This is a genomic window from Paenibacillus sedimenti, from assembly GCF_014534655.1.
Classification (GTDB): domain Bacteria; phylum Bacillota; class Bacilli; order Paenibacillales; family NBRC-103111; genus Paenibacillus_E; species Paenibacillus_E sedimenti.
Genome location: NZ_JACVVD010000002.1, coordinates 206,063 through 230,108, shown reverse-complemented (window position 1 = coordinate 230,108; position 24,046 = coordinate 206,063). Strand labels below are relative to the sequence as shown.

The 24,046-nt window shown below is 47.9% G+C and carries 19 protein-coding genes; 7 read left to right on the top strand and 12 right to left on the bottom strand.

Annotated features, from left to right (window positions below; all coding sequences use genetic code 11):
* Positions 1 to 3: 3 nt before the first annotated feature.
* The 3 genes from gltB to ICC18_RS05640 form a co-directional block, all read right to left on the bottom strand.
* A complete protein-coding gene (gltB, locus tag ICC18_RS05650) occupies positions 4 to 4,596 on the bottom strand; it encodes a glutamate synthase large subunit (RefSeq protein WP_188173406.1) in 4,593 nt (1,530 codons plus the stop codon).
* 252 nt (positions 4,597 to 4,848) lie between these two features.
* Entirely contained in the window at positions 4,849 to 6,057 is a 1,209-nt protein-coding gene (locus ICC18_RS05645; protein WP_312029490.1) for a polysaccharide deacetylase family protein, read from the bottom strand.
* A 79-nt stretch (positions 6,058 to 6,136) separates the two neighbouring features.
* Positions 6,137 to 6,658, bottom strand: a complete 522-nt coding sequence (locus ICC18_RS05640) for a YdcF family protein (protein WP_223192357.1) — start codon at positions 6,656 to 6,658, stop codon at positions 6,137 to 6,139.
* 67 nt (positions 6,659 to 6,725) lie between these two features.
* On the opposite strand from ICC18_RS05640, the gene ICC18_RS05635 reads away from it, so the two are divergent.
* Genes ICC18_RS05635 through ICC18_RS05620 form a run of 4 tightly spaced genes read left to right on the top strand, consistent with a single transcriptional unit; the run spans position 6,726 to position 10,053 of the window.
* Positions 6,726 to 7,703 (top strand): HD domain-containing protein, encoded by a 978-nt coding sequence (locus ICC18_RS05635; RefSeq protein WP_188173404.1) that lies wholly within the window; start codon positions 6,726 to 6,728, stop codon positions 7,701 to 7,703.
* A gap of 25 nt (positions 7,704 to 7,728) precedes the next feature.
* A complete protein-coding gene (locus ICC18_RS05630; RefSeq protein ID WP_188173403.1) occupies positions 7,729 to 8,310 on the top strand; it encodes a thymidine kinase in 582 nt (193 codons plus the stop codon).
* A 36-nt stretch (positions 8,311 to 8,346) separates the two neighbouring features.
* Positions 8,347 to 9,528 carry an MGDG synthase family glycosyltransferase gene (locus ICC18_RS05625; protein ID WP_188173402.1) on the top strand — a complete coding sequence of 394 codons (1,182 nt, stop codon included), beginning with the start codon at positions 8,347 to 8,349 and terminating at the stop codon, positions 9,526 to 9,528.
* 24 nt (positions 9,529 to 9,552) lie between these two features.
* Positions 9,553 to 10,053, top strand: a complete 501-nt coding sequence (locus ICC18_RS05620) for a hypothetical protein (protein ID WP_188173401.1) — start codon at positions 9,553 to 9,555, stop codon at positions 10,051 to 10,053.
* A gap of 147 nt (positions 10,054 to 10,200) precedes the next feature.
* Here ICC18_RS05620 and ICC18_RS05615 read toward each other — a convergent pair whose 3' ends face one another.
* Complete coding sequence (locus ICC18_RS05615; RefSeq protein WP_376745609.1) at positions 10,201 to 12,513, bottom strand: rhamnogalacturonan lyase; 2,313 nt, start codon at positions 12,511 to 12,513, stop codon at positions 10,201 to 10,203.
* A 400-nt stretch (positions 12,514 to 12,913) separates the two neighbouring features.
* Here ICC18_RS05615 and ICC18_RS05610 point away from each other — a divergent pair, with 400 nt between their 5' ends.
* The gene (locus ICC18_RS05610; protein ID WP_223192356.1) at positions 12,914 to 14,548 is read left to right on the top strand and encodes a rhamnogalacturonan acetylesterase; all 1,635 of its coding nucleotides are present in this window, start codon (positions 12,914 to 12,916) and stop codon (positions 14,546 to 14,548) included.
* Positions 14,549 to 14,567: 19 nt separating this feature from the next.
* Positions 14,568 to 16,196 (top strand): rhamnogalacturonan acetylesterase, encoded by a 1,629-nt coding sequence (locus ICC18_RS05605; protein WP_188173400.1) that lies wholly within the window; start codon positions 14,568 to 14,570, stop codon positions 16,194 to 16,196.
* A gap of 180 nt (positions 16,197 to 16,376) precedes the next feature.
* Here the strand turns inward: ICC18_RS05605 and ICC18_RS05600 are convergent, their stop codons facing one another.
* The 4 genes from ICC18_RS05600 to ICC18_RS05585 all read right to left on the bottom strand — a co-directional run bounded on the left by ICC18_RS05600 (position 16,377) and on the right by ICC18_RS05585 (position 19,314).
* The gene (locus ICC18_RS05600) at positions 16,377 to 16,553 is read right to left on the bottom strand and encodes a hypothetical protein (protein WP_188173399.1); all 177 of its coding nucleotides are present in this window, start codon (positions 16,551 to 16,553) and stop codon (positions 16,377 to 16,379) included.
* A gap of 33 nt (positions 16,554 to 16,586) precedes the next feature.
* Entirely contained in the window at positions 16,587 to 16,802 is a 216-nt protein-coding gene (locus tag ICC18_RS05595; protein WP_188173398.1) for a hypothetical protein, read from the bottom strand.
* A 264-nt stretch (positions 16,803 to 17,066) separates the two neighbouring features.
* Positions 17,067 to 19,142, bottom strand: a complete 2,076-nt coding sequence (locus ICC18_RS05590; protein WP_188173397.1) for an S-layer homology domain-containing protein — start codon at positions 19,140 to 19,142, stop codon at positions 17,067 to 17,069.
* A complete protein-coding gene (locus ICC18_RS05585) occupies positions 19,129 to 19,314 on the bottom strand; it encodes a recombinase family protein (protein ID WP_188173396.1) in 186 nt (61 codons plus the stop codon). Before ICC18_RS05585 ends, ICC18_RS05590 begins: the two co-directional genes overlap by 14 nt.
* 156 nt (positions 19,315 to 19,470) lie before the next feature.
* Between ICC18_RS05585 and ICC18_RS05580 the strand changes: the two genes are divergently transcribed.
* On the top strand, positions 19,471 to 19,677 hold the full coding sequence (locus ICC18_RS05580) for a helix-turn-helix domain-containing protein (protein ID WP_188173395.1): 207 nt from the start codon (positions 19,471 to 19,473) through the stop codon (positions 19,675 to 19,677).
* 197 nt (positions 19,678 to 19,874) lie between these two features.
* On the opposite strand, the gene ICC18_RS05575 is transcribed toward ICC18_RS05580, so the two are convergent.
* The 4 genes from ICC18_RS05575 to ICC18_RS05560 form a co-directional block, all read right to left on the bottom strand.
* Positions 19,875 to 20,618: a hypothetical protein gene (locus tag ICC18_RS05575; RefSeq protein ID WP_188173394.1), complete on the bottom strand. Its 744-nt coding sequence runs from the start codon at positions 20,616 to 20,618 to the stop codon at positions 19,875 to 19,877.
* A 69-nt stretch (positions 20,619 to 20,687) separates the two neighbouring features.
* Positions 20,688 to 21,479, bottom strand: a complete 792-nt coding sequence (locus ICC18_RS05570) for a DUF3238 domain-containing protein (protein WP_188173393.1) — start codon at positions 21,477 to 21,479, stop codon at positions 20,688 to 20,690.
* 122 nt (positions 21,480 to 21,601) lie between these two features.
* The gene (locus ICC18_RS05565) at positions 21,602 to 22,870 is read right to left on the bottom strand and encodes an IS110 family RNA-guided transposase (RefSeq protein ID WP_223192355.1); all 1,269 of its coding nucleotides are present in this window, start codon (positions 22,868 to 22,870) and stop codon (positions 21,602 to 21,604) included.
* A gap of 330 nt (positions 22,871 to 23,200) precedes the next feature.
* The gene (locus tag ICC18_RS05560; protein ID WP_188173392.1) at positions 23,201 to 23,773 is read right to left on the bottom strand and encodes a helix-turn-helix transcriptional regulator; all 573 of its coding nucleotides are present in this window, start codon (positions 23,771 to 23,773) and stop codon (positions 23,201 to 23,203) included.
* Between the last annotated feature and the right edge of the window lie 273 nt (positions 23,774 to 24,046).

The window sequence follows — 24,046 nt, the reverse complement described above, 5'->3', positions numbered from 1 at the left end:
TTTTTAATTTCCGCCGACACGGGAAACGTCCTTCATATTCGCCTCGAAAGCGACCATGACAGCTTCCTGCTGACTAAGTCCGGAACGTTTTACCTTCTCGATCGCATCAAACATCCGTTTGTAGTCTTTCGGAATGACCTTCACGAATTTCCAAACGTATTCATCCCAGTGATTTAATACGCGATGGGCAACGCTACTGTCAGTAAACGTGGCATGATGCTGAATCATCGTCTTGAGCTCATTCATTTCATACGTTTCTTCCAGCTGTTCAAGCAAAATCATCTCTTTGTTCACCTTGCTGGAGAAGTCACCTTTTTCATCCAGGACATAGGCGATACCGCCGGACATTCCCGCTGCAAAGTTGCGGCCTGTTGAACCAAGCACGACTACGCGCCCGCCTGTCATGTACTCACAGCCGTGATCGCCCACGCCTTCAACAACCGCCCGTACGCCGCTGTTTCTTACGCAGAAGCGTTCACCGGCAATACCGCGAATGTAAGCATCCCCATCGGTTGCGCCATAGAATGCGGTATTCCCGATAATAACGTTCTCTTCAGGCACGAAGGTCGCCTTGCCGGAAGGGAAGATCGCCAGCTTGCCGCCGGATAATCCTTTACCGACATAGTCGTTCGCATCGCCTTCCAACGAGAGCGTGATGCCCTTCGGCACGAAAGCGCCGAAGCTTTGGCCGGCAGAGCCGTTAAAGTGTAGGCGAATCGTATCGTGCGGCAGGCCTTCCGCGCCGTAACGGCGAGTCACTTCGCTGCCGACAATCGTCCCGACGACGCGATTGATGTTCGTGATCGGCAGGATCGCGTGCACATGCTCCTTGCGTTCAATTGCAGGCTCGCAAATCGCGAGCAGCTGCGTTACGTCGAGAGAGCGATCCAAACCATGGTCCTGCGCCTCTGTACAGAAGCGTCCTACATCTTCGCCCACATCCGGTTGATGCAGAAGCGGCGACAGGTCTACGCCTTTGGCTTTCCAATGCTCGATAGCCTGCTTGGACTCCAGCACATCCGTGCGTCCGACCATTTCTTCGATGGTACGGAAGCCAAGCTCAGCCATCAGCTCACGCACATCCTGTGCGATAAAGGTCATGAAATTCACGACATGCTGCGGGTCTCCGGCGAATTTCTTGCGAAGCTCCGGATTTTGCGTCGCTACGCCAACCGGACAGGTGTCCAAATGGCAGACACGCATCATGACGCAGCCGATCGTGATCAAAGGAGTCGTCGCGAAGCCGAACTCCTCGGCTCCTAGCAGCGCTGCAACGACAACATCGCGTCCTGTCATCAGCTTGCCGTCGGTCTCGACGACGATCCGGCTGCGCAGGTTGTTCAGCACGAGCGTCTGGTGCGTCTCGGCGAGGCCAAGCTCCCACGGCAGTCCCGCGTGGCGGATACTCGTCTGCGGCGACGCGCCCGTTCCCCCGTCGTAGCCGGAGATGAGGACGACGTCCGCCTTACCTTTGGCTACGCCGGCAGCGATCGTGCCAACGCCTACTTCGGATACCAGCTTCACGCTGATCCGGGCGCGAGGGTTGGCATTTTTGAGATCGTGGATCAGCTCAGCGAGATCCTCGATCGAATATATATCGTGATGCGGCGGAGGCGAGATCAAGCCTACGCCCGGGGTAACCCCGCGAACCTCGGCGACCCAAGGGTACACCTTCGTTCCCGGCAGCTGTCCGCCCTCGCCGGGCTTGGCGCCCTGCGCCATCTTGATCTGAATCTCGTCCGCATTGACGAGATAGTTGCTGGTGACGCCGAAGCGGCCGGACGCCACCTGCTTGATGGCGCTGCGGCGAAGGTCGCCGTTCGCATCCGGCGTAAAGCGCTCCGGATGCTCGCCGCCCTCGCCGGTGTTGCTCTTGCCGCCGATGCGGTTCATCGCAATCGCCAAAGTCTCGTGCGCTTCTTTGCTGATGGAGCCATACGACATGGCTCCGGTCTTGAAGCGCTTAAAGATCGATTCGATCGGCTCAACCTCTTCGATCGGGATCGGCTGGCGGCCTGCTTTGAAGCCGAGCAGTCCGCGCAGCGCCATAAATTTCTCATCTTCGCGAGTAATGAACTTCACGAAGTTTTTGTACATCGCGTAATTATTCGTGCGTACCGCTGTTTGCAGGGCGTGAATCGTTTCCGGCGTATACAGATGTTCCTCGCCGTCTTTACGCCACTGAAGATCGCCGCCGGTATCCAGCACGGGATCGCGTCCCTCCTGCTCGGAGAACGCACGGTTGTGACGGAGCAAAGCTTCCTGCGCCACAACATCGATGCCGATACCGCCGACTGGCGTGAACGTCCAGGTGAAATATTTGTCGACGAGCTCTTGACTTAGGCCAATCGCTTCGAAAATTTGCGCCCCACGGTAGCTTTGAATCGTGGAGATCCCCATTTTCGCCAATACTTTTACAACACCCTTGGTTACAGCCTTAATATAGTTGTAAGTCGCTTTCTCGTGATCAACGCCAACAAGCTGTTTGCGGCGGATCATGTCATCAAGCGTTTCTAAGGCAAGGTAAGGGTTGATCGCACCCGCTCCATAACCGAGCAGCAGCGCAAAATGATGCACTTCACGAGGTTCACCGGACTCGACAAGCAAGCTCACTTTCGTGCGTGTACCTTCACGTATCAAGTGATGGTGCAGCCCGGAAGTAGCCAGCAATGCCGGAATTGGCGCATGCTTACTGTCCACGCCACGGTCAGATAGAATGAGCAGCGTAGCGCCGTCCGTAATCGCTTGATCGGCAGCCGCATACAAAGCTTGCATCGCGCTCTCCAGGCCTGCCGTACCTTGAGCCGCCTCGAACAGCGTCTGTAATGTCACGGTTTTAAAGCCTTCACGCTTAATATGGCGCAGCTTCGCCAGCTCATCATTGGTGATGAACGGCGTTTTCAGGCGAATTTGACGACAGCTCTCAGGCTCCGGATGAATCAGGTTACGCTCAGGCCCGATCGTCGTGCCTTGAGCTGTAATAATTTCCTCGAAGTTCGCATCAATCGGCGGGTTCGTCACTTGCGCGAACAATTGTTTAAAATAGTTGTACAGTAACTGCGGGCGATCCGACAGCACGGCCAGCGGTGCATCGGTACCCATCGAGCCGATTGGGTCTACGCCTGTTTTGGCCATTGGCTCCAGTGTTTTACGCAGCTGCTCGAACGTGTAGCCGAACGCTTGCTGACGCTGCAGCACCGTATCATGATCAGAGCCCAACACAATCTCGGCATCTTCCAGATCCTCAAGGCTAACAAGATGCCGGTCAAGCCAATCACGGTAAGGCTGCTCGCCGGCAATGCGGTTTTTGATTTCCTCATCGGCAACGATACGTCCTTCCACGGTATCAACGAGCAGCATACGACCCGGGCGGAGACGTTCTTTGTGCACGATGCGCTCAGGCTCGATATCCAGCACGCCGACCTCTGATGCCAAGACGATCAGATCGTCGCTGGTCACATAGTAGCGCGATGGGCGCAGACCGTTACGGTCAAGCACCGCACCGATGATGCTGCCGTCCGTGAAAGCGATCGCAGCCGGTCCATCCCAAGGCTCCATTAATGTGCTATGGTATTCATAGAACGCTTTTTTCTCATCGTCCATCGTCTCGTGCTTGGACCATGGCTCAGGAATCATCATCATCGCTGCATGCGGCAATGAACGTCCGGAGAGCATAAGGAACTCCAGCGTGTTATCGAACATTTGCGAATCGGAACCGTCGGTATCAATAATCGGAAGAATGCGTTTGAAATCTTCGCCGAATACATCCGAATCGCACATCGCCTGACGCGCATGCATCCAGTTCACGTTTCCGCGAAGGGTATTAATCTCTCCGTTATGAATCAGATAGCGGTAAGGATGGGCACGCTCCCAGCTTGGGAAGGTGTTCGTACTGAACCGGGAGTGCACGAGCGCAAGCGCGGAAGCCACTCTCTCATCCTGAAGCTCAAGATAATAGGCGTCCACTTGCTCCGGCGTCAGCATGCCTTTATAAACGATCGTTCTGCTGGACAAGCTAGAATAATAGAATTGAACATCGCTATGCGCCTTGCGGATAGCGTTTTCAGAAAGTTTGCGAATCACGTAAAGCTTCCGCTCGAAGTCCAAATTGCTTGTTACGTTCGCGCTTTGTCCGATAAAGACTTGACGTACGAAAGGTTCGGCTGACTTGGCGGATTCCCCCAAAGAGCTGTTGTCCGTAGGGACGGTTCTCCAGCCGAGGAATTGCTGATCTTCTTCCCTCACAATGCGCTCAATGATACTCTCGCATGCTTGACGAGCTTCCAAATCCTGAGGCAAATAGACCATTCCCACACCGTAGCTGCCTGCTGCAGGAAGCTTGATGTTCACTTCAAGGCTGGCTGCTTGGAGATACGTGTCCGGAATTTGCATAAGAATACCTGCGCCGTCCCCTGTATTCTTCTCGCACCCTTGCCCTCCGCGATGATCCAAATTGCAAAGTACACGAAGCGCTTGCTTGACGATTTCATGTGATTTGACGCCTTTGATATTAGCCACGAAGCCGATACCGCAAGCATCTCGCTCAAACTGAGGATCGTACAATCCCTGCTTGGGAGGTAACCCTTTTTTAGTCATGTTGTGCAACCTTTCTCTTCTGGTTTTTGGCGACGCTTTGTCCGTTGTACGCTTTAAAGTATTAAAATGTCGAAGCGTGACAATTTCTATTTCACCCCTATGTAGAACAATGCCTAAGAATGCGAATTGATGAAATAGTCTCAATATTTTTTATATTATATTAACACTTGAAATAGTATAGTTCAATTCAAAAATTATTATATTGTAAGGGGTTTCACATTAATAACTTCATAGACTTCAAATGGGGAAAACCTATCCCCTAACATCGTCCCATATATCTTTACTGTCAAATAAAGGGAGCAGCCTTATTCTTTGATCATGCAGTCCGATCCCGTCAATATGCCTGCGATCCATCATGACGCTGTTGCCGGTGAACTGCAGGTAAGGGGCTGGACCTACCGCACAGATCATTTGAAAGCCGGATTGAAGCAAAAATTGATATTTGGCGTCTTTGGCGGGCAAGCTGCTGCCGTAAGGATAGATGTAGACAGAGGTTGGTCCGGTTAAGGATTCGACCTCCTTTTTCCATCGTTCCGTATCTTTTTTGAACCGGTCAAGGGAAACCTTGGCTGCATCCAAGTGACCATACCCGTGGGAAGCAAATGACCATCCTGTGGCTTTTAGCCGCTCGATTACCGCCATCGCTTTTTCCTTTTCGCGCGCATAATCCGCCGAATATAATTGATCCGTTCTGTACCCGAGCACGCCTTCATAGCCGGTCAACGCGATGACCCCCTTCGCTCGCTGGAAGGAAAAGTCCGGATGCTTCTCAATAAAATCATCGAGAATCGGAATGATTTCGTTATCCCGGGATACGAGCTCCTTCCCGTCCGGGGTTACTGAGTAGGTCGCCACCTCTCCATCATCATCCAAAACGAGACGGTATGCATTGCCATTTTCCTTCATGTAAGTGTAGTAGTTCAAATCATCGATGGACAGAACGACAGGCTTTTTGCCTGGAGGCAGACGAAGCTCTTTCGGCTTCACAACCGTATGATTGTCTTCAGTTGAAGCCTCATATAAGGTGTGTATGTCAATCAGCATGTAGTTTTTGCTGTATAGGGAGTCGAGAATGCCCCGAAATTCTTTGATCGTGACAAACCAATCATGATATCCTTTACTCATCGAATCGCCGTCAAAAGCGAGCTCCGGGTAGACGATTAGCGGATGGAAGAAGATATGCTCCACAGGTCCATTGTAGGGGACAAGCTGTTCTACACCAGGAGCAGAGGGTTGGGGAGTTGGTACGGGGGACGGTGTGAGAATTAGATTAGCAGTTGGCTGTGTAAAAGGTTGAACAGCGGGCTGAATGTCATGTTCGCTAGTTGGATGGGCTGTTGCCTGCGCCTGCTCTTGCCATGCAGGATGAAGATTTTGGCCTGCAGGCAGCAAAAAAGCGGCAGATCCCGCTATGCAGAGAATTGCCGCCATGCCTACACATACTTTATTCGTTATTCTCACCCGAATCGCCCCCATATCGTATTCCTTTTCATAGGAATAGACGATACAGCGAAGATGTCAGTTCAAGCTTACGAGCCCATTATCCAGTTATCGTCTCCAGCACCCATTCCATTGAAAACACAGCAATTCCCGCGCACTCACGCAGCGTGTAATACGTAAGCGCCAGAGGACGAATTTGCACCGGTTCCACAGTAGAAGGAATCCCCAGGCTATGCGCCATAAGCGATGCTCGATAGGCATGAAAGCCGTGCGTCACGATGACGGCGTTCGTAAGCCCCTTCTCCTCCATGATGGAGCGGCTGTTGCGTAAGTTCTCCATCGTCGTATGCGATTGTTCCTCCAATAGAATAGCTTCCGCCGGAATACCTTTTTCCACGAGAAAATGTTTCATCGTCTCCGCTTCGGACGGTTCATTGCCCCCGACGCCGCCGGTTGCGATGATGGTCGGCGCCAAGCCGTTGCGATAGGCTTCCACGGCGATATCCAGCCGCTCGCGTAAAGCCGGACTCGGCTTGCCATCCCAGACCGCAGCTCCCAGAATAATGATGCAATCGCTGGGAGTTCCATGGGAATGTTTGATAGCAAACTTTCTATGTTTCATGCTATGATAGCTTATGCCGCTGCAAAAAACATACATCCAGATTCCACAGCGTAGGAGGAACTCTGTTTTGAGTATACAGCATACCTGTCTGACCGGGACGATATGGGAACCTATCTATAGGTGGAACACAACCGCCCTACCGGTCGAAGTCCAGCTTTTCCAGTCGCAGCCGGTCCGCCGTTTGAAGTTTCTGCATCATTTCGGCGCGTCTGCGCTTTTCTCGCCGATGACGCATTCCCGCTTCGAGCACACGGTCGGTGTGTGGTCGCTTGCGGCGCACTTTTTTCCAGATGAACCGTTGCTTCGCATTGCGGCGCTTTTGCACGATATCGGACATTTGCCCTTTTCCCATGCCGTCGAACGGACGCTCGGTTACGACCATCATAAGCTTACGGAACGCTTGATTGAAACGGGGACCGTTGCAGAGATTTTGAACAAGCACGGTATTTTGCCGTCAGCGATCGTCGCCATATTGAATCAAGACAGCCCTATCACAAATAAAACCCCTCTTATGGGTTTAGATCACCTAGACAGCTTTCTCAGAGATACTTACCATGCCGGTCAACACGAGTTGCAACCTTCTGAATTGATAAAAGGACTCCGTTTTCGCGGTCATTATCTGGAAGCTGATGAAGAAACGGCTCTAGCTCTCGCTCACGCTGTCGTGGAAGACCACCGCATTATGCTGCAGCCGGAATTTCTAGCGATGGATGCTCTGCTGGCCAAGGCGGTTAAGCACCATTGCGATGCGCTTCCCGGCATGTCAGAGCGCATTCCCTCTCTACTGGATCACGAGTTGATTCAAGAGCTTCAGCAAAGCTCCAGCAGCACAGCCAGAACGATCATGAGCGTGTTGATGTATGAGCCCCATCGTATTCAAGTGACGGACGAGCCCGTGCCGGGAAGCATTCAAGTCCAGATCAGCAAGCTGTACAAAAAACAGCCGTTAATCGGCGATAAGCCCGCTGCTGAAACGAGCTTCAATGTCGCCGTCAAGCTGGCCGAGCTCGATACGCTGAAGGCTACTTACTTTTTCACTATTTAATACACCGCAGAGAGGACTGTCACCCTTGGCAAAATTATATTTTCGTTATGGCACGATGAACAGCGGCAAATCGATTGAAGTCCTGCGCGTCGCGCACAATTATGAAGAGCAAGGCAAGAAAGTGCTGCTCTTCACTCCCGTCGTGGATGACCGTTACGGCGTGGGACAGGTCGCATCCCGGATCGGCATGCAGAAGACCGCGCTCGTCGTTGATGATAAGCTGAATATGATCGAACTCGCCCGTGCAGAGCAGCCTAACTGTATTTTGGTCGATGAAGCGCAGTTTCTGAATAAAGGACAAGTCGCTCAGCTTATCGACATTGTGGATGATTTGAATATTCCGGTCATCGCGTATGGCCTCAGAGCCGATTTCATGGGAGAGCTGTTCGAAGGCAGCACGGCCCTTATCGCAGCCGCGGATACCATTGAAGAAATTAAGACGGTCTGCTGGTACTGCGACAAAAAAGCGATTATGAATATGCGCTGCAAAGACGGAGAACCTATTTTCCACGGTGAACAGATTCAAATCGGGGGCAATGAGAGCTACGTGCCGGTATGCCGGAAATGCTATGCCTCGAGAAAAAAAGCGGCTTTGGCCGCCGAGTAATCCCTATAAACCGCTCCACAAAGAAAGGTGAATTCCTTGCGAAAAAAACGGATTTTGCTCTTATCCGAGGGCTTCGGGAAAGGACATACGCAAGCCGCTCATGCGCTATCGGTCGAGCTCAGACAGAACTCTTCAGAGATTATTACCCGCGTGATCGAGCTGGGCGCGTTCCTGCATCCGACCTTGGCTCCTTGGGTCTTTTCGGCATACCGCCGCACGGTTACTTCACAACCCAAACTTTATGGTATGCTCTACCGTAATCAGTATAAAAAATCACTCAACCGCGTCGCAGGGCTTGCCTTGCATCGCATTTTCTATGCACAGACCAAAGCGGTGATCAGGCAGCTCAGACCGGATATCATCGTTTGTACGCATCCTTTTCCAAGCATCATCGTATCTCGGTTGAAACGCGCCGGACTGCCTGTCCCCCTCTTCACCGTCATCACAGACTATGATGTACATGGAACGTGGATCGATCCCTCTGTAGATAAATATTTGGTCTCGACCCCTTCCGTACGCGATCATTTGCTGAGACGAGGGGTTCCGGAGACGCATGTAGAAGTGACAGGCATTCCCGTGCATCCGAATTTCCGGCAGGAGCACAGCAAAGAACAAACTCTCAGCGAATTCGGACTGAAAGACATGCCTACGGTCATGGTGATGGGCGGCGGCTGGGGCGTTTTCAAAAAAGAGGAGAAGGAAGAACTTCTGACTTACATCGCCTCCTGGAGCGAGCATATCCAGCTTCTGATCTGCCTGGGCACGAATGAAAAGGCACGGCAGCAGTTGCTGGAGGAAGAGGTTTTCCGCCGACCGAACGTCCATCTCATCGGTTTCACGCGCGAAATCAGCAAGCTGATGGATATATCGGATCTGCTCATTACGAAGCCAGGCGGTATGACCTGTACCGAAGCAATGGCCAAAGGCATTCCGATGCTGTTCTACTCGCCTATACCCGGACAAGAAGAAAAGAACTGCCAATACTTTCAAGAGCAAGGCTACGGCCAAATGATAACATCGCTGGATATGATCGAACATTGGTTTAAGCTGCTGCTCGAACAGTATCCTGAGCTCTCCAAGCGCAGGTCGGATGTCCGCACCCATCAGCAATTTCGCGCGCAAGATTGCTCGAAGGCGATCATTCAATATTTGAAACTATCGGACAAACGTCCATACATAAAGTCATCAACAACAACACCGCTCATACAATGGTACTAACCATGTGTAAGGCGGTGTTTGTTTATGGAGCCACTTCAGAGGTTCGGCAAGCAGTCCATTTTCGCTTATTTGCTCCTATGGTTCATTGGCAGTCTATGGATGATGGCCTTGCTTGGCAGCGGTTCATTTCAAGGAAAGTTACTGGGCATCGACGTGAACCTGTATCGGGAATATGCGGCCTTTGGTTTCGCCGGTGCCTTGGGCGGTGCGCTGTACGGGCTGCGCATGTTTCATGAGCATTACCATGACCTCACCACGCAATGGATCTACTGGTACCTGATGCGACCGATCGTCTGCTTCGGCTCAGCTATCATCACCATTGTTCTCTTCGAAAGCGGCATTCTGCTGCTGCAAGTAGGCGATTCGATGGCCGCACGCATTAGCGTCGCCTTCCTTACCGGTTATGGGTATGGGAAATTTATGGATAAAATTCGGGCGCTTACGAATACGTTCTTTAACGGAACCGGCAACAATGGCAATGGCGCAGGAAATGGCGGTAATGGCGGAGGGCAGCCGCCGAAGTAGCGTGTTCTCCGAACCGGGGCGCCGGTGAAATGACGGTTTGGGTGAAAGAATGATGCGAAATGCGACCAGGTCGCAAAAAAAACAAGATATTCGCTGTTACTTACTACAGTGAATATCTTGCTTTTCGTTTTCATTCTTTCGACAACCCTACGGCGTATACATATTCGGAGTCGGAGCTGGCGTCATCCCGTTGCCAAGATAAAAACCGGGATGCGGCGGCTGGTTGTAGGCGGTATTTTGCCACGCAATGCTCAGACGGTAAGCAGGGTCATGCATGAGGGTCGGTATCTTGTAAGATGTCACGTCCGTCGTCGTATAGATGCGCAGCGCGCTGCTATCGGTTGTCCGCCAGATCACTTCCTCGCGCCAGTCTCCCAACAAGTCTGCCTGGAGACTTGGCGTCCCCTTGGTATTGTTGTTGGAGAGCGTTCCCGAAGCCGTCAGCAAATTAACCAGCGTGTTATTCGTATAATTCCATTTATAGATTTTACCTACGCCGGTTCCCGTCGTACTGTCCCACTGATGATCCAGCAGTTCCCGCTGCAGATCCCCATCCCACCAAATAGCGAAGTTAGTGGAGGGAATCGCGGTTGAAAGCAGTTGCCCTTGTGCGCTGTACAACCAACCGGTCATGCTGTTCCAGGCTCCATTCACGGCCCAAGCCTCTTCCCCCGGATATCTCGGGTCGATATCGGCGGTTAATCCCCTGCCTGTGTCCGTGCCCGTATAACGTCCCCACAGGATCGCGCCAGTATCCGCATCGTGCATTTCCATGCCATATTGAGCATCTTTATGCTCATGTACGTCAAATACTTCCATGCCCGGCCGGGTCGGATCGAGATCTCCGACATGCAAGGCATCTCCGTGGCCCAAACCTGTATTGTACAGGCCGGTTCCGTTATCGTCGAGCGTCATCGCCCCGTAAATAATCTCATCCTTGCCGTCATTATCGACATCGGCCACGCTCAAACTGTGATTGCCTTGGCCCGCGTAGGCTGTATTTCCGGCGCTGTTGGAATCAAAGGTCCACTGCTTGGTCAGTGCGCCGTTGCGATAATTATAAGCGACAATAACTGTTCTCGTATAATATCCTCGAGCCATAACCAAGCTTGGCTTTACTCCGTCCAGATACGCGATGCCCGCCAAGAAGCGGTCCACCCTGTTGCCGTAAGCATCCCCCCAGTCCGAAACATTCCCCCGCGGCGGATCGTAATTGACCGTTGTCATCGCTTTACCGGTTTGGCCGTTGAAAATCGTCAAATATTCCGGTCCGCTTAATATATACCCGCTCGCATTCCGATAATCGGCAGACGCATTTCCAATTGTGACACCGGTGCCATCCACAGTTCCGTCTGCTGTTTTCATCGCGACTTCCGCTTTTCCGTCCCCATCGAGGTCATATACCATGAATTGCGTGTAGTGCGCCCCCGCCCGTATGTTTTTCCCGAGATCAATCCTCCACAGACGAGTGCCGTTTAATTTATAGGCATCAATATAGACATTTCCCGTATACCCGGCCTGGGAATTGTCCCTGGAGTTGGACGGGTCCCACTTCAGGATGATTTCGTATTGGCCGTCACCGTCCACATCGCCGAGGCTGGCATCGTTCGCACTATAGGTATAAGCCGCATTATCAGGCGTCGTGCCCCCGTTCGGTTTTTGCAACGGAAGTTGGTGATAGTTGGCGCCCCAGACGGTTGCCGTGGCCGAACCCGGCTGCTCGATGCCATTCACGACGGCTTTAACCTGGTAACTGGATGCAACCGATCCGCCCGTATCCAGATAGTTCGTACTGTCGGTTATCGGCGTGGCATTCACCTTGGTTCCATTTCGGTACAGATTAAAAGAGATGCTTGGCTGCTCCGTCCCAAGTAATCTCCAGCCTACATAAACGCCGCTGTTCACCTTCACGGCCACTAAACCGCGATCCAGCTTCTCCATCTGTCTGGCCGGAGTTATTTCAATGCTGTTGACTCTTCCGTCCCGGCCGAAATCAAAATTCATTTGGCCGTCGGTGACGGTCACGTTCTGGTCAAGCTCGGCAAAGCTGCCGCTGGACGATGCCAGGTTGCCGACCGGTACCCCCTCAATACTGACGCTGGTCCGGTTCGACGCGATCTGGTCCCCGGCTTTCAATTTGACCTTGTAGCTTCCGTTTTGAATATCTACCGCGAAGGAATAGTTCGCATTAATGACAAAATCCCGCAGCAGCGGATCCGGCGCCCCGCGGTCCCGGAAATCCACCTGCATGTTGAGGCCGTAACCCCTTGTGCTGTTATATACCATCGTGTTGCTGACTTGCAGATATCCGGCTTCGACGGGACTTGCCGCAGAACCGTAATCAAACCGGTAAGCATTGCCCGGGGCCGCCTCGGTCGTTGACGGAAATCCCGTCAAAACCAGCATCGCCGCAAAAGAAATTACCAGTGTGAGACGCCCTCCGCGTCTGGTTGTTTTCATCATCATACCTCCGTTTCAAAGTGAACTGCTTGCTGCATCGCCAATAGCGTTATCTAGCTGCCTCACTTTTTCTTACCACCTCCCTCCCTTCATCATAGCTTATTGCTTGGCGGCGATTAAGCAAAAAATCCGATTTTTCCCATTAAAAATCAGATAACATGAAAGCGCGACCAAAATTTGAAATCATATCTGATATTTAAACAATAATGTCCAATTTTTGAGATTACATTTTTCAGGACTGTGTTTACAATTAATGGGCATGGAATTTTTTGGAATAGGGAGGGAGTGAATTAATTGTTTACATCAAGCACGGCTGAAGGGAGGAGGTAACTTTCGGATTCGGATCAACCTAACAGGATTGACAATCATTTCATCACTAAATATGGAGGTGTATTTACAAATGAAAACGGCTACAAGATATTTTTCACTGCTAATGTCCATAGCCTTATTCGTGACTCTCTTCACGGGGATCTCTATGAGTCTGACGAACAAGGCCTTGGCAGCTTCGCCTGTTCAGGTGTACAAATTCGACTTCGGTCCCGGAGCAGTGGAACCCGGTTTTAAGCAAGTGCTGCAATCTGCGGGGTATATGACTTCTTCAGGCTACGGCTTTGAAGACGCCTCGAAAGTCGGTTCACGGGACAGAGGATCGTCCAATGCGCTGGAGAGCGATTTCTGTATGCCCGCCGGAACGCCCTTCAAAGTTGACCTGCCGAACGGCGATTATACGTTGACTATGATTTCCGGAGACAGTATTGCTTCTTCCATGACAGAGGTGAAAGCGGAAGGCGTCAGCGTTGCCACCCTCTCCGCTTCCGCAGGTCAATTCGCTAAGAAAACCGTTACGGTCAAAGTATCGGACAAACAATTGACGCTGGATTTCATTTCCTCCGTTCCCCGCATCAATGCCATTGAAATCTCATCAATCCTGAAGTTTGATTTCGGACCCGGCGCCGTTCAATCCGGCTATACCCAGGTTCTTCAGAGTACCGCATACAGCGCAGCGCTAGGATATGGATTCCCTGATATAACCAAGGTAAGCTCACGGGATCGGGGAACGCCCGATGCGCTTCGAGCGGATTTCCTCATGCCCAGCGGAACGCCTTTCCAGGTCGATCTGCCTAACGGCATCTATGATGTGTCCATATTGACCGGCGACGCCATTGGCAAAACGTCCATGGATGTCAAGGCGGAAGGTCTTCCCGAACTTTACAGCTTCGGTTCCCCGGAAGGCAAATTCATCGAGGATACGTTCCCGATCAAGGTAGCGGATGGCCAGTTGAATCTTGACTTCATTGCCTCCGCTCCTCATGTGAATGCTATTGTCATCACAAGAAAGCCCGATTCCGTCCCGGATAAGCGAATTACGCTCTTTCTGGCCGGTGATTCGACCGTTTCCGATTACAACGAATTCCAGGCTCCTCAAGCCGGCTGGGGGCAAATGCTGCCGAATTATTTCACGGAAAACATATCGATCGATAACCAGGCCAAACGAGGTCGCAGCAGCAAGAGCTTCGTCGACGAAGGATCGCTGGATACGATATTCAGCCGGATGAAAGCGGGCGATTATCTTTTCATTATGTTCGGTATCAACGACTCGAGCAGCGATACCGCGCGCCATACCGACCCTGCAACCACATTTAAGGATTATCTGAAAAAGTATATAGACGGAGCGCGCGCACGCCAAGCCACTCCGGTTCTGGTCACTTCCCAGAGCAAACGGACGTATGATGCGAACGGCGTCTTCACGAACAGCATCGGCAATTATCCGTCTGCCATGCGGGAATTAGGTACGGCGATGAACGTACCTGTCCTCGACTTGAATGCAAGAAGCATCCAATATTACAACTCCATCGGTGTCGAAAAAACGAAAGATGTTTTCATGTGGCTGGATCCCGGCGAAAGCCCTAATTATCCGAACGGCGCCCAAGACAACGTGCACTTTCAGGAATATGGAGCCAACCAATTAGCCGCCCTTGTGGTGAATGAAATCAGACTGAACAATGTACAGCCGCTCGCTAATCATCTCAAATAATTTTCTGGGAGGCATTAATATGTTCAAGCGAATAGCAAACTGCCTGTCTATAGCCGCAATATGTACCGGGTTCGTGCTGGGAAGCGCGTTTTCCTTGCCGACAGACGCTTCTGCAGCCCCGCCGGCCAAATCGCTTCTCTTGTTCGATTGCGGTCCCGGCACGGCAGCCCCAGGGTATACCGGGCTGCTTCCGACGACTTCCTACTCCCCATCCCTGGGTTATGGATTTGAGGATGTATCGAAGGTGACATCCCGCGACCGAGGGGCGCCGGATGCGCTGAGAGGCGACTTCTGTATGCCCGCCGGCACGCAGTTCAAAGCGGATCTTCCGAACGGCGACTATCAGATAACCGTTATTTCCGGCGATAACATCGCTTCCTCCAGCACAGGCGTCAAAGCTGAGGGTGTTGCCATAGCCGCTCTAAGCTCGGCAGCAGGCCAATTCGATCAGAAGAGTTTTCCGGTAACGATCACTGACGGCCAGCTTAATCTTGAGTTTACGGGAGCGGTCCCCAGAGTGAACGCTGTCGAAATTTCAAGAATATTTAAATATGATTTTGGGCCTGGCGCCATAGAATCTGGGTATATACAGGTATTGGAAAGCACTGCCTATTCATCCGAACGCGGGTATGGGTTTGCCGATACGACAAAAGTAAGCTCGCGGGACCGGGCTACTTCTGATCCGCTTCGCAGTGATTTTACGATGCCGAGCGGCACCTCTTTCCTCGCCGATGTACCTAACGGCGATTATCAGGTTCGCATCATCTCGGGCGATGCCATTGCGGGCAATTCCGTGGACATTAAAGCTGAAGGCTTGACCAAAGCAGCTGCTCTTACGACCGCCGCCGGCAGCTATTCGGATGTCACGTTTACCGTTTCCGTCATCGACAGCCAACTGAACGTGGACATCGTCGGCACGGTTCCGCGCATCAATGCGCTCATAGCAACAAAGCTTCCAAATCGCGTTCAGGGCACTGTTCCGAATGTCTACATCGCGGGAGACTCTACCGTACAAACTTATAATTCCAGCTTTTATCCGGAAGCCGGATGGGGTCAAAAAATAGCCGACTATTTCACAAGCAGCGTCAAATTTACGAACCGAGCCATCGGCGGGCGCAGTTCCAAGAGCTTTGCGGTCGAAGGGAGGCTGGATGCGATCCTGAACGAAATCAAACCGAATGATTATTTGTTCATTCAGTTCGGGCATAACGATGCGTCATCCATTCCCGAACGGCATACCGACCCGTACACGACCTACAAACAGTATTTGAACATGTACATTGACGGAGCGAATCAGCGTCAGGCGATTCCGGTTCTTGTTACCCCGGTCGGGCGCAGGAGCTACGACGCGAACGGCAATTTCAAGAACGATTTCCCCGATTACGTAACGGCCATGAAACAAGTCGCATCCGAGCGCAATGTGAAACTGATCGATTTGAACTCGAAGAGCATACAGTACTACAATTCCATTGGCGTAGAAGCGACCAAATCGATATTCCTTTGGCTTGAGCCCGGCGCATATCCGAATTTCCCTAACGGCGTTCAGGACAACACCCACTTTCAGGAAAACGGCGCCATCCAAATAGCCCGGCTGGTAACGGACGGAATCCGCGAAATGAATTTGGCCATCATATCCTTTATAAAGTAGATTTCCGGGCAACAACTTCATACGTTAAAATAAGACCGGCAGCATCCGTCAAACGCATTCGGTTTGACGGATTGTTGCTAGCACCTATTCCAATCTAACCTTTCACCTTATGGAGAAGCGACCGCCTCTTACTACCCCTTTACGGCCGACCCGACAGTCAAAGCCTTTTCGACTTGTTCGCTAAAGAGCACATAGACGAGTACGGTCGGCAAGCTGGCAATCGTCATCGCCGCTCCCATCGCGGCCCCAATTGGTTGTAAATTGACCTTGAAAGAAAAGCAATCCAAGCGGCAGCGTCTTCAGGGATTCCTTCGTAATCAGAATTAACGCCATTGTAAATTCGTTCCACGCGGACAAGAAAACGAAGATCACCATCGTTGCAACAGCAGGTTAAATAATCGGCAAAATGATCGTATAAAATGTCCGGTAAATGCTTGCCACGTCCATACACGCCGATTCCTTCAGCTCTACAGGAATACTGCGAAAAAATCCAAACATATTGGCGAATACATTCAGACCACCCGAGATTGCCAGAACCAAACAAAATTTATACGTTTCGGCGAGCATTGGAACCGTAATTTTCATGTGCGCCTTGAACTTGGACAATTGGCGGTTCCGAATACCTTGCCCTTCCCGATATCCGTAACTGCCATAATCTTTGCCATAACCACGCTAGCCTTCTATTAGATTCGTGTTACTCAGGCCGGGGATTTGCCGCCACTTCCTTTCGACCTCATGGTCGATACCCTTGTCTTAAGCTATATGACTACCGCCTTCACCATTTGTGACTTGAACCTTAGAGATAGCCCCCATGCTGAGTGCAATAAAGAAATCACAACACGAAGTTAGCCGCATTGTGGTTAAATGGTTTTAGTTGATGAATTTCAAATAGTCTAACAGTCGTTTTACCGTAACTGCAGCCTGAGCTCTAGTGGCTTTCTCTCCGGGAACGAACCCGGAATCGCCCATTCCCCGTACAAAACCGGCCTGTACAGCTTCAGCTATTTCATTTAAGGCCCATGCTTGAATCTTCTCACGGTCTTTAAAGCCATTCAACAAATCAGAAGATGTGGACTTTAGAGTAATAGGTTGTCCTGCAAACTTCGCGGCCCTTGAAAGCATAACTGCCATCTCTTGGCGTGTGATGGGCGCTTCAGGTGAGAAGGTGTTGTTCTCATAACCGCTCACTAAACCCACTTTCACACCAGTACTAACAGCACCAGCAAACCAATCAGATGCTTTCACATCTTTGAATTCCGGAGAGATATTCTCATCTTTGAGCCCCAAACCACGAACTAGAAGGGCAGTGAATTGAGCACGGGTAATTTGTTGATCCGGAGTAAACTGCGAATCTGATGTTCCGTTAACGATTAATTTGGTCGCTAGCAGCTCTACATCCGCTTGGGACCAGTGGTTGTTTAGGTCATTGAAAGATTTCTTCCCGGATACAACGGTATATTCGCTGTTTCCGTTTCTTTTAATCGTAACTATAGTTTTGCCGTTCTCTGTTACAAACAAAGCAGGAACAAAGCTGTAAGCTTTAGTAACCGGATCGATCATCACTACGGAAGCTTCGTTCTTATTGATGCTGCCATTCAATTGAACATAACGGGAAACATAGGTATCGGAGAATGAGTTGACCTCTACCTTTTTACCGTTCGCCTCTGCAAAAACTTCAAAAGAGTAGGTGTCAGAAATAGACTGTAAACCATGCTCAGAAAAAGATTTGGCAAGTTCGGGCAATGTCGCTGTTTTATTCAGATGAACCGTGAACTGAATTTCTTCTGGTTTCTTCACTCCAAGTGCATCAATTAAAGAAGGCAAATTTAGAATCCGTATAGGAAGCTCATAACCGATTTGCTCAGATTGGATAGCAATTTTGCCGTTTGGCGCTTTAGCCAATGCATCAGAAAGAGCCTGTCCAGAAAAGCGAATATCGGCAGAGTCTTTGAAATCCGGTACCGAAAGAGTCACCATGGAATCCTTTGCTGCGGCCATTTCTTGCAATAATTTATCTGCCTTCGTAGGCTCAGCATTGCCTGTAGTTGACGTATTGCCGGTTGTACCTGCTACAGGCCCAGAAGCAGACGGTGTCGTTCCCTCCCCACCGTTTGATTGTTCAGATCCAGACTCTGTAGGTGTCGTAGTTGAGGCAGATTGGCCGATCTCCGTGTAAAAGAAATTAATCGAATTCACATAATTAGTCAAGAAAGGATAAGACGATCCGGTATATATATCACCCAAGAGTGCACTGACCGTATATTTTCCTGGTGCCGGCATCAGAATTTCATTGCCTGAGCTTGTAGAAGATAGGCTTAACTCATATTCATGATCTACCTGAAAAGGGGTCTGCGGTTGGATTAACATAACATAAGAACTATACACGATCTGTGTAACACTGCCACTACGTGAAGGACCCGCATAAGTTAGTGGTACGTTTTGCCCCAAAGTCTTATCTGTTACTATAAAGTCCGATTCTTCTGTATTTTCCTTCTTCAAAGCTACAAAATCGCCGCCGCTTGAAGGAAGATAGAAGTACATCCCTTTTAAAGGAACAGCGCTATAGGCAGGAAGGGCATGCTGCTGAGGTGTAAATGTAAACAACTTTGCGCCTGCTGAGAGATACGTGGAAGCTGTTACTGTCGAAAAGTGATGAGACCCTTTCATACGATAAATTCCCAATTCCAAATTATTAGCAAAGGAATAACCAATCCTTGTTGCGTCCGTAATGTTTGGATATGAGATGATATCTCTAGAAGCATCTTCGTCACGAATAGTAAGTTTAGTCGGAGCAAACCCGATGGTTTCATCAAAAGTAACCGTATTAAACGGTCTGTTTTGATTATCGTAACGCGGGCTGACTGTATTGTAGTTATATGTGGTTAAGGTAACCGTCTCCCCATTGTCTTTCAACAAGTCAAGATTAATCTGTTTAGGGTCGCGCAAGTACACAGTCCCCCGCTTTTGCACCACTAATACCTTCATCAGTGTACATGTTCACTAAATTCCATCCATGTTCCTGACAATAGGAGCGGATTTCATCCTGTTGGTAAGCTAAACTGTAGCCATCTTTGGCTTGACCTTGTGTTGAAACTCTAACATAACCGATGACATTCATACTGTTTCCTCCCCCTCCGTTACAGAAATCACAATTAATGTAACGGTATTCCGTATCATTCCTTGATTATATTACGGTATACCGTTGCACAAAATAGTTTTCTGATGATACTATGAAAGAAATCTATATATTGTATAACGGTGAATGGAGGATATAATGCCGATTCGATTACGATTAAAAGAAATCCTTGAAGCACAAGGGATAAGCCAACGTGAATTAGCACGCAGAATGAACATGCGTCCAAGTACGGTAAGTCATCTCTGTTCGGATAAAGTTAATGCCGCATATTTTGATACACTAGAGCAGATATGCAAGACACTTAACATCAGCCTAAACGAACTTCTTGTACTGGAAGATGACTAATCTGACCACATAAAACAGCACATGGAAGTGTTATGGCTTCCTTCCACTGCGCCGCTGCTACATCATCGAAATTCAATGTAGTCTGCTTTCGCATTTCCTCTACAATCAACCTTCGGTAGTAGCCCGACACATCCTTTTGTTGCAGTTCTCCGCTTATTAGCCCATTCATCTTTTCCCGTTGCTTAGGTATTTCAATACTATCTTCTTTTTTTACGAACATAACCTACTATCAGTAGGACAACTCCTATTAAACAAGTACCCGTAGGATACACAAGTGGAAACAAAAGACTGGGCAGTAAGTACGAAATATCCGATTTATACCCTATAAAAGATGATGATTGCGAAGAAAGTTGCACTAATTTTACACCTAATAAGTGCTTCCCTCGTTCAACATACGAAAAGCCTTCCTCATTTATTTGTTTGTCTTTATTCACAAATAACACACGCCATTGTTGTGATTCTACGTTCACTTCTCCTGTTAACCTTTGAACTATTGCAATTTGCTCTTCGTTGTTCTTCTTATCCTTTATTTTCACAATATTTAGCCATGATAAAAATCGAGCATCCCTGATGTCATTTAGAGGAAGCCATGCTTCTGTCGGGGATGATATTTCCTTACCATTAATTTTAATTGAGATTTTCATTATGTTTTTATCTATTTTACTATATGATGTTTTTGGAGCAGTCAGCCCTGTATCCTCTGTCAATACTTCAATGCTATTGCCTTCCCATTGAAATGGAGATGTTAGAACTTGATGCTGTTGAGTCTGCTTCCCCATCTGCCCCTTATTACGTATATTAATCATCTGCTCAATTTCATATTTAGAATCAACATACGTTTCCAATACAGATTCGCGAATCATTAAGAACAATGGATAAACCGAAAAAATGATTAATATGATTCCAATTACAATAAGGGTTAATCCTTGTCTAATCTTCAATATGCATTCACTCCTACATTAATTGGAAAAAGCTAAGAATTAATATCCCTAGCCTTTTCCAATTTTTATTTATTTCTCATACGTAAAACTGCCAGTAAATGTCCCTCTACTAACTGCAAGATTAAAGAAAGGATTTATAGGAGCAGGAATAGCGCTATATTGATAAAGCGTATTGAAACTCCCACCATTGATACTAATATATCCCTCATATGAAGGGAATTTATCTAATGTAACCGTAAATGAAACTTCACTTTTATTTCTTATTTGCACATTTGTAGTATAGTCGAGTGGTGGTGAACCATAAACTAACTCGTTTCTCTGAGAAGTAGTAGCTCCTATACTAGTAAAATCACTTCCTCCATCTGAATCCAGATTATATTCATTCCAGTACATACCTTCGATACCATCACGTTTGGATTTTATCACATTACCACTAGCATCCACTTCTTCAGTAATCGTATCATAATTAAATCCAACCACTGAATTATAATCGAGATTGACGACACCATACTGCAAAGTCTTACTATTCAAATCATTATGACCAAATTGTCTATCTGCTCCATTACCTAAAAACTTCCTCCCAGTAATTGGGGCTGTACCAGAATCAACAGGTAAAAAAGTATTTAAAGTTATTATTGCATAATTCGTTCCGTTATCCGCTACATTTCGCAAATAATCAGCAGTTGCATGCATTTGGGAACGCATTGCTCTATCTATATCATTATCCAAATTAGAAGAATCCCACACACTTGTTATAAATTGTAATTGGCTGTAAACAAATGGGTTACTCGCCTTATATTTTTCATCACTCTCTTGCATATGACCCGAAGGGTCGATGTATCGTAACGGATTATTCGCCACATACACATACCTATTCTGACTCTGCGGATTCCCTAACGTCCCCTTATACGTATCCTATCTAACAAACCGCTCATTAGGACAAGAAAGCGATAACCGTCTTATTACCAGTTATCGCCATTATATCACCCTGCTAATTTACTCACTACCTCAGGTTTTACATATACTGATCTATTCTTCATCATGGCAAATATAACATCCACCAATTTACGCATAATACAAATAATAGCCTGTTTCTTTGTTTTTCCTGCGGAAAGTTTTTGTTGATAATATTCATAGTAGTAGGGATTCTTTGGCTTACTATCCTTACCTCTTGTCACATTGATTTGTCTTACTGCTAGTCTGTAAAACAGTTCATGCAAATTACGGTTCCCCTGCTTGCTCTTATAGTGTTTATGGTTGTCTCCTGAACCAACCAACAAAGGTGCTATTCCAGAAAATCGTGCAAGCTTGTCAGAACTAGTAAATCGTCCAATTTCTCCTATCTCTGCGATAAAGCCAGCAGCCGTTACCACATCAATTCCGTCCATCGTATCTAACTTGTAACCTGTCTCTTTAATTAAGCTTGCAAGTCGTTCCTCAATCTGACTCAATTCGTGCTTTGAATTTTGTATTCTTCGCACATGACTTTGAATAATAAAGTCCCTTTGTTCTTGGTACTCATTCTTCGTATCACCATCAGACTCCACTAAGGAAAGAATTTGCTCTGCTTTTTTCAAAGAACAACTATAGTTACTTGGAACAATCAAAAAATCTCTAAGCTGATCTGCTGTCCAATCTTGCAAGTGGCACGGAGCAGGGAATCGTTTGAAGAAGGCTAGTGATGTTTTTCCATCCAGTTCACTAAAGAACTTTCTATAACTTGGATAATGATGCCCTAATTGTGTATGAAGTTGGTTAGTTAGAGCATTTAAATCTCCAGCAATCGCTGTACGAGTGGTGACAAGTTGGCTAATGATCCAGTACCTATCTATTGGATTGGCATTAGGTAGTCGTTCCAACTGGTCAACTAGCACTTGTCCAACGCATTCCGCATCCCAAGCATCATACTTTTGAACGTGCGGATTGGCTTTCCTAATACCGTTAGGAAGTGCAGCGTTCACTTCTTTTACGGTCTGCTTGTTCTCCACAAGAAAAACCGCTAATGCCCTGCCATAACCACCAGTATCTTCAAGACCAAAAATGGGCTTCATACCCTTTTTGAGATACTTCTTTGTTTCTTCAAACAGCTTCGGAAACTCACTAGGTTTATTGTCAAACTTAAACTCTCCAAGCTTCCTCTTAAAACCGTTGAGAAAAACGGCAGTATGATGCTTCTTGTGTAAATCTACGCCTACAAAGATGTGCTTAAGACGTATTTCTTCCGCTTCATCATGCATATGATCTTCTTCCATATAGTTCTCCTTCCTCTCATCCTATTCCTGAACCTTGAATGCTTAATAAAAAGGGAATTTGCACCCTCACTTCAAGCGGTCGAACCGCAAAGATACCTAAGCAATATTTCCCTCTCAATAAGCATTCAAGGTCAGTGTAATGGGTAAAGAGATTTCTAGTCGGTCAATGCCATCTATAATTAGTTTTTCATTTCCTTTGTAAGCTACCACCACATCGCACCTTTCAATATTGGACGTAAGGCAACCAGGCTGGCTGGTATATTACACGCATGTATTTAAATTGTCAATTATGGATATTACAGGTAAATACATCTAATCAGAAGGATTCACTTATCTATGCTTCTCATAAAGATCAGCAAGATCAGCAAAGAACGGATTGCTTTCGTTACGGTTAGAATCTGAATCGGTTAGAAATTGAACCACCCTTTGAAGAAACTCTAACTTATAGGAATCTTCCTCCAAGTACAAATTAATATTTTTGCCTATAGCAACCTGTTCTTTGTAGCTAAAAGCCTTCGAGAAATTTTCTTCAACAAATGATTCAATTTTAGGATGCATGCTTTGCTTCCATGTAAAACGTTCATTAATGGCTTTCAATTGTTTATCGCTTAATAAATCCTTATCGACATAGCTAACTTCAATAAGTCCACTCCGTTCTAGTTTTGCTAATGCTTCCCGAGCAGTTGTTAGCTTAATTTTGTCGGTATTCAAATCCTCTGCCAATATATCTACTTCATTTACACCAAGTAATTGTGCGATTTCCTTAACACGCTTTTCGGGAATTTTGATTTTAAAGTTGTTTTCCCATTTGTTCACTGCTGTTATCGTTACACCTAGAGCGTCTGCAATGACCTGCTGACTTACATTGCGTATTTTACGAATAGCTTTAATATTATTTTTCATTTGAGATGTTCCTCCAAATTCAAGCTTATGAACGTAGTATATCATCTCATCACGATTTGGTCAAGTTATATTGACTTGATTAAAGTTTGGGTTGAATATTACAATTATTAGCATTGAACGGAACTATCTCATGACAACTATCCATAAATATTCGTTATTGAATAAGAATTTATTACTCTAGACTGAAAACGATTTCAGAAAAAGCTGGACATTCAAAAAATAAAATGATACAGTACCAGAACAAGTTGCATCGGATAATCCAACATTGGATTA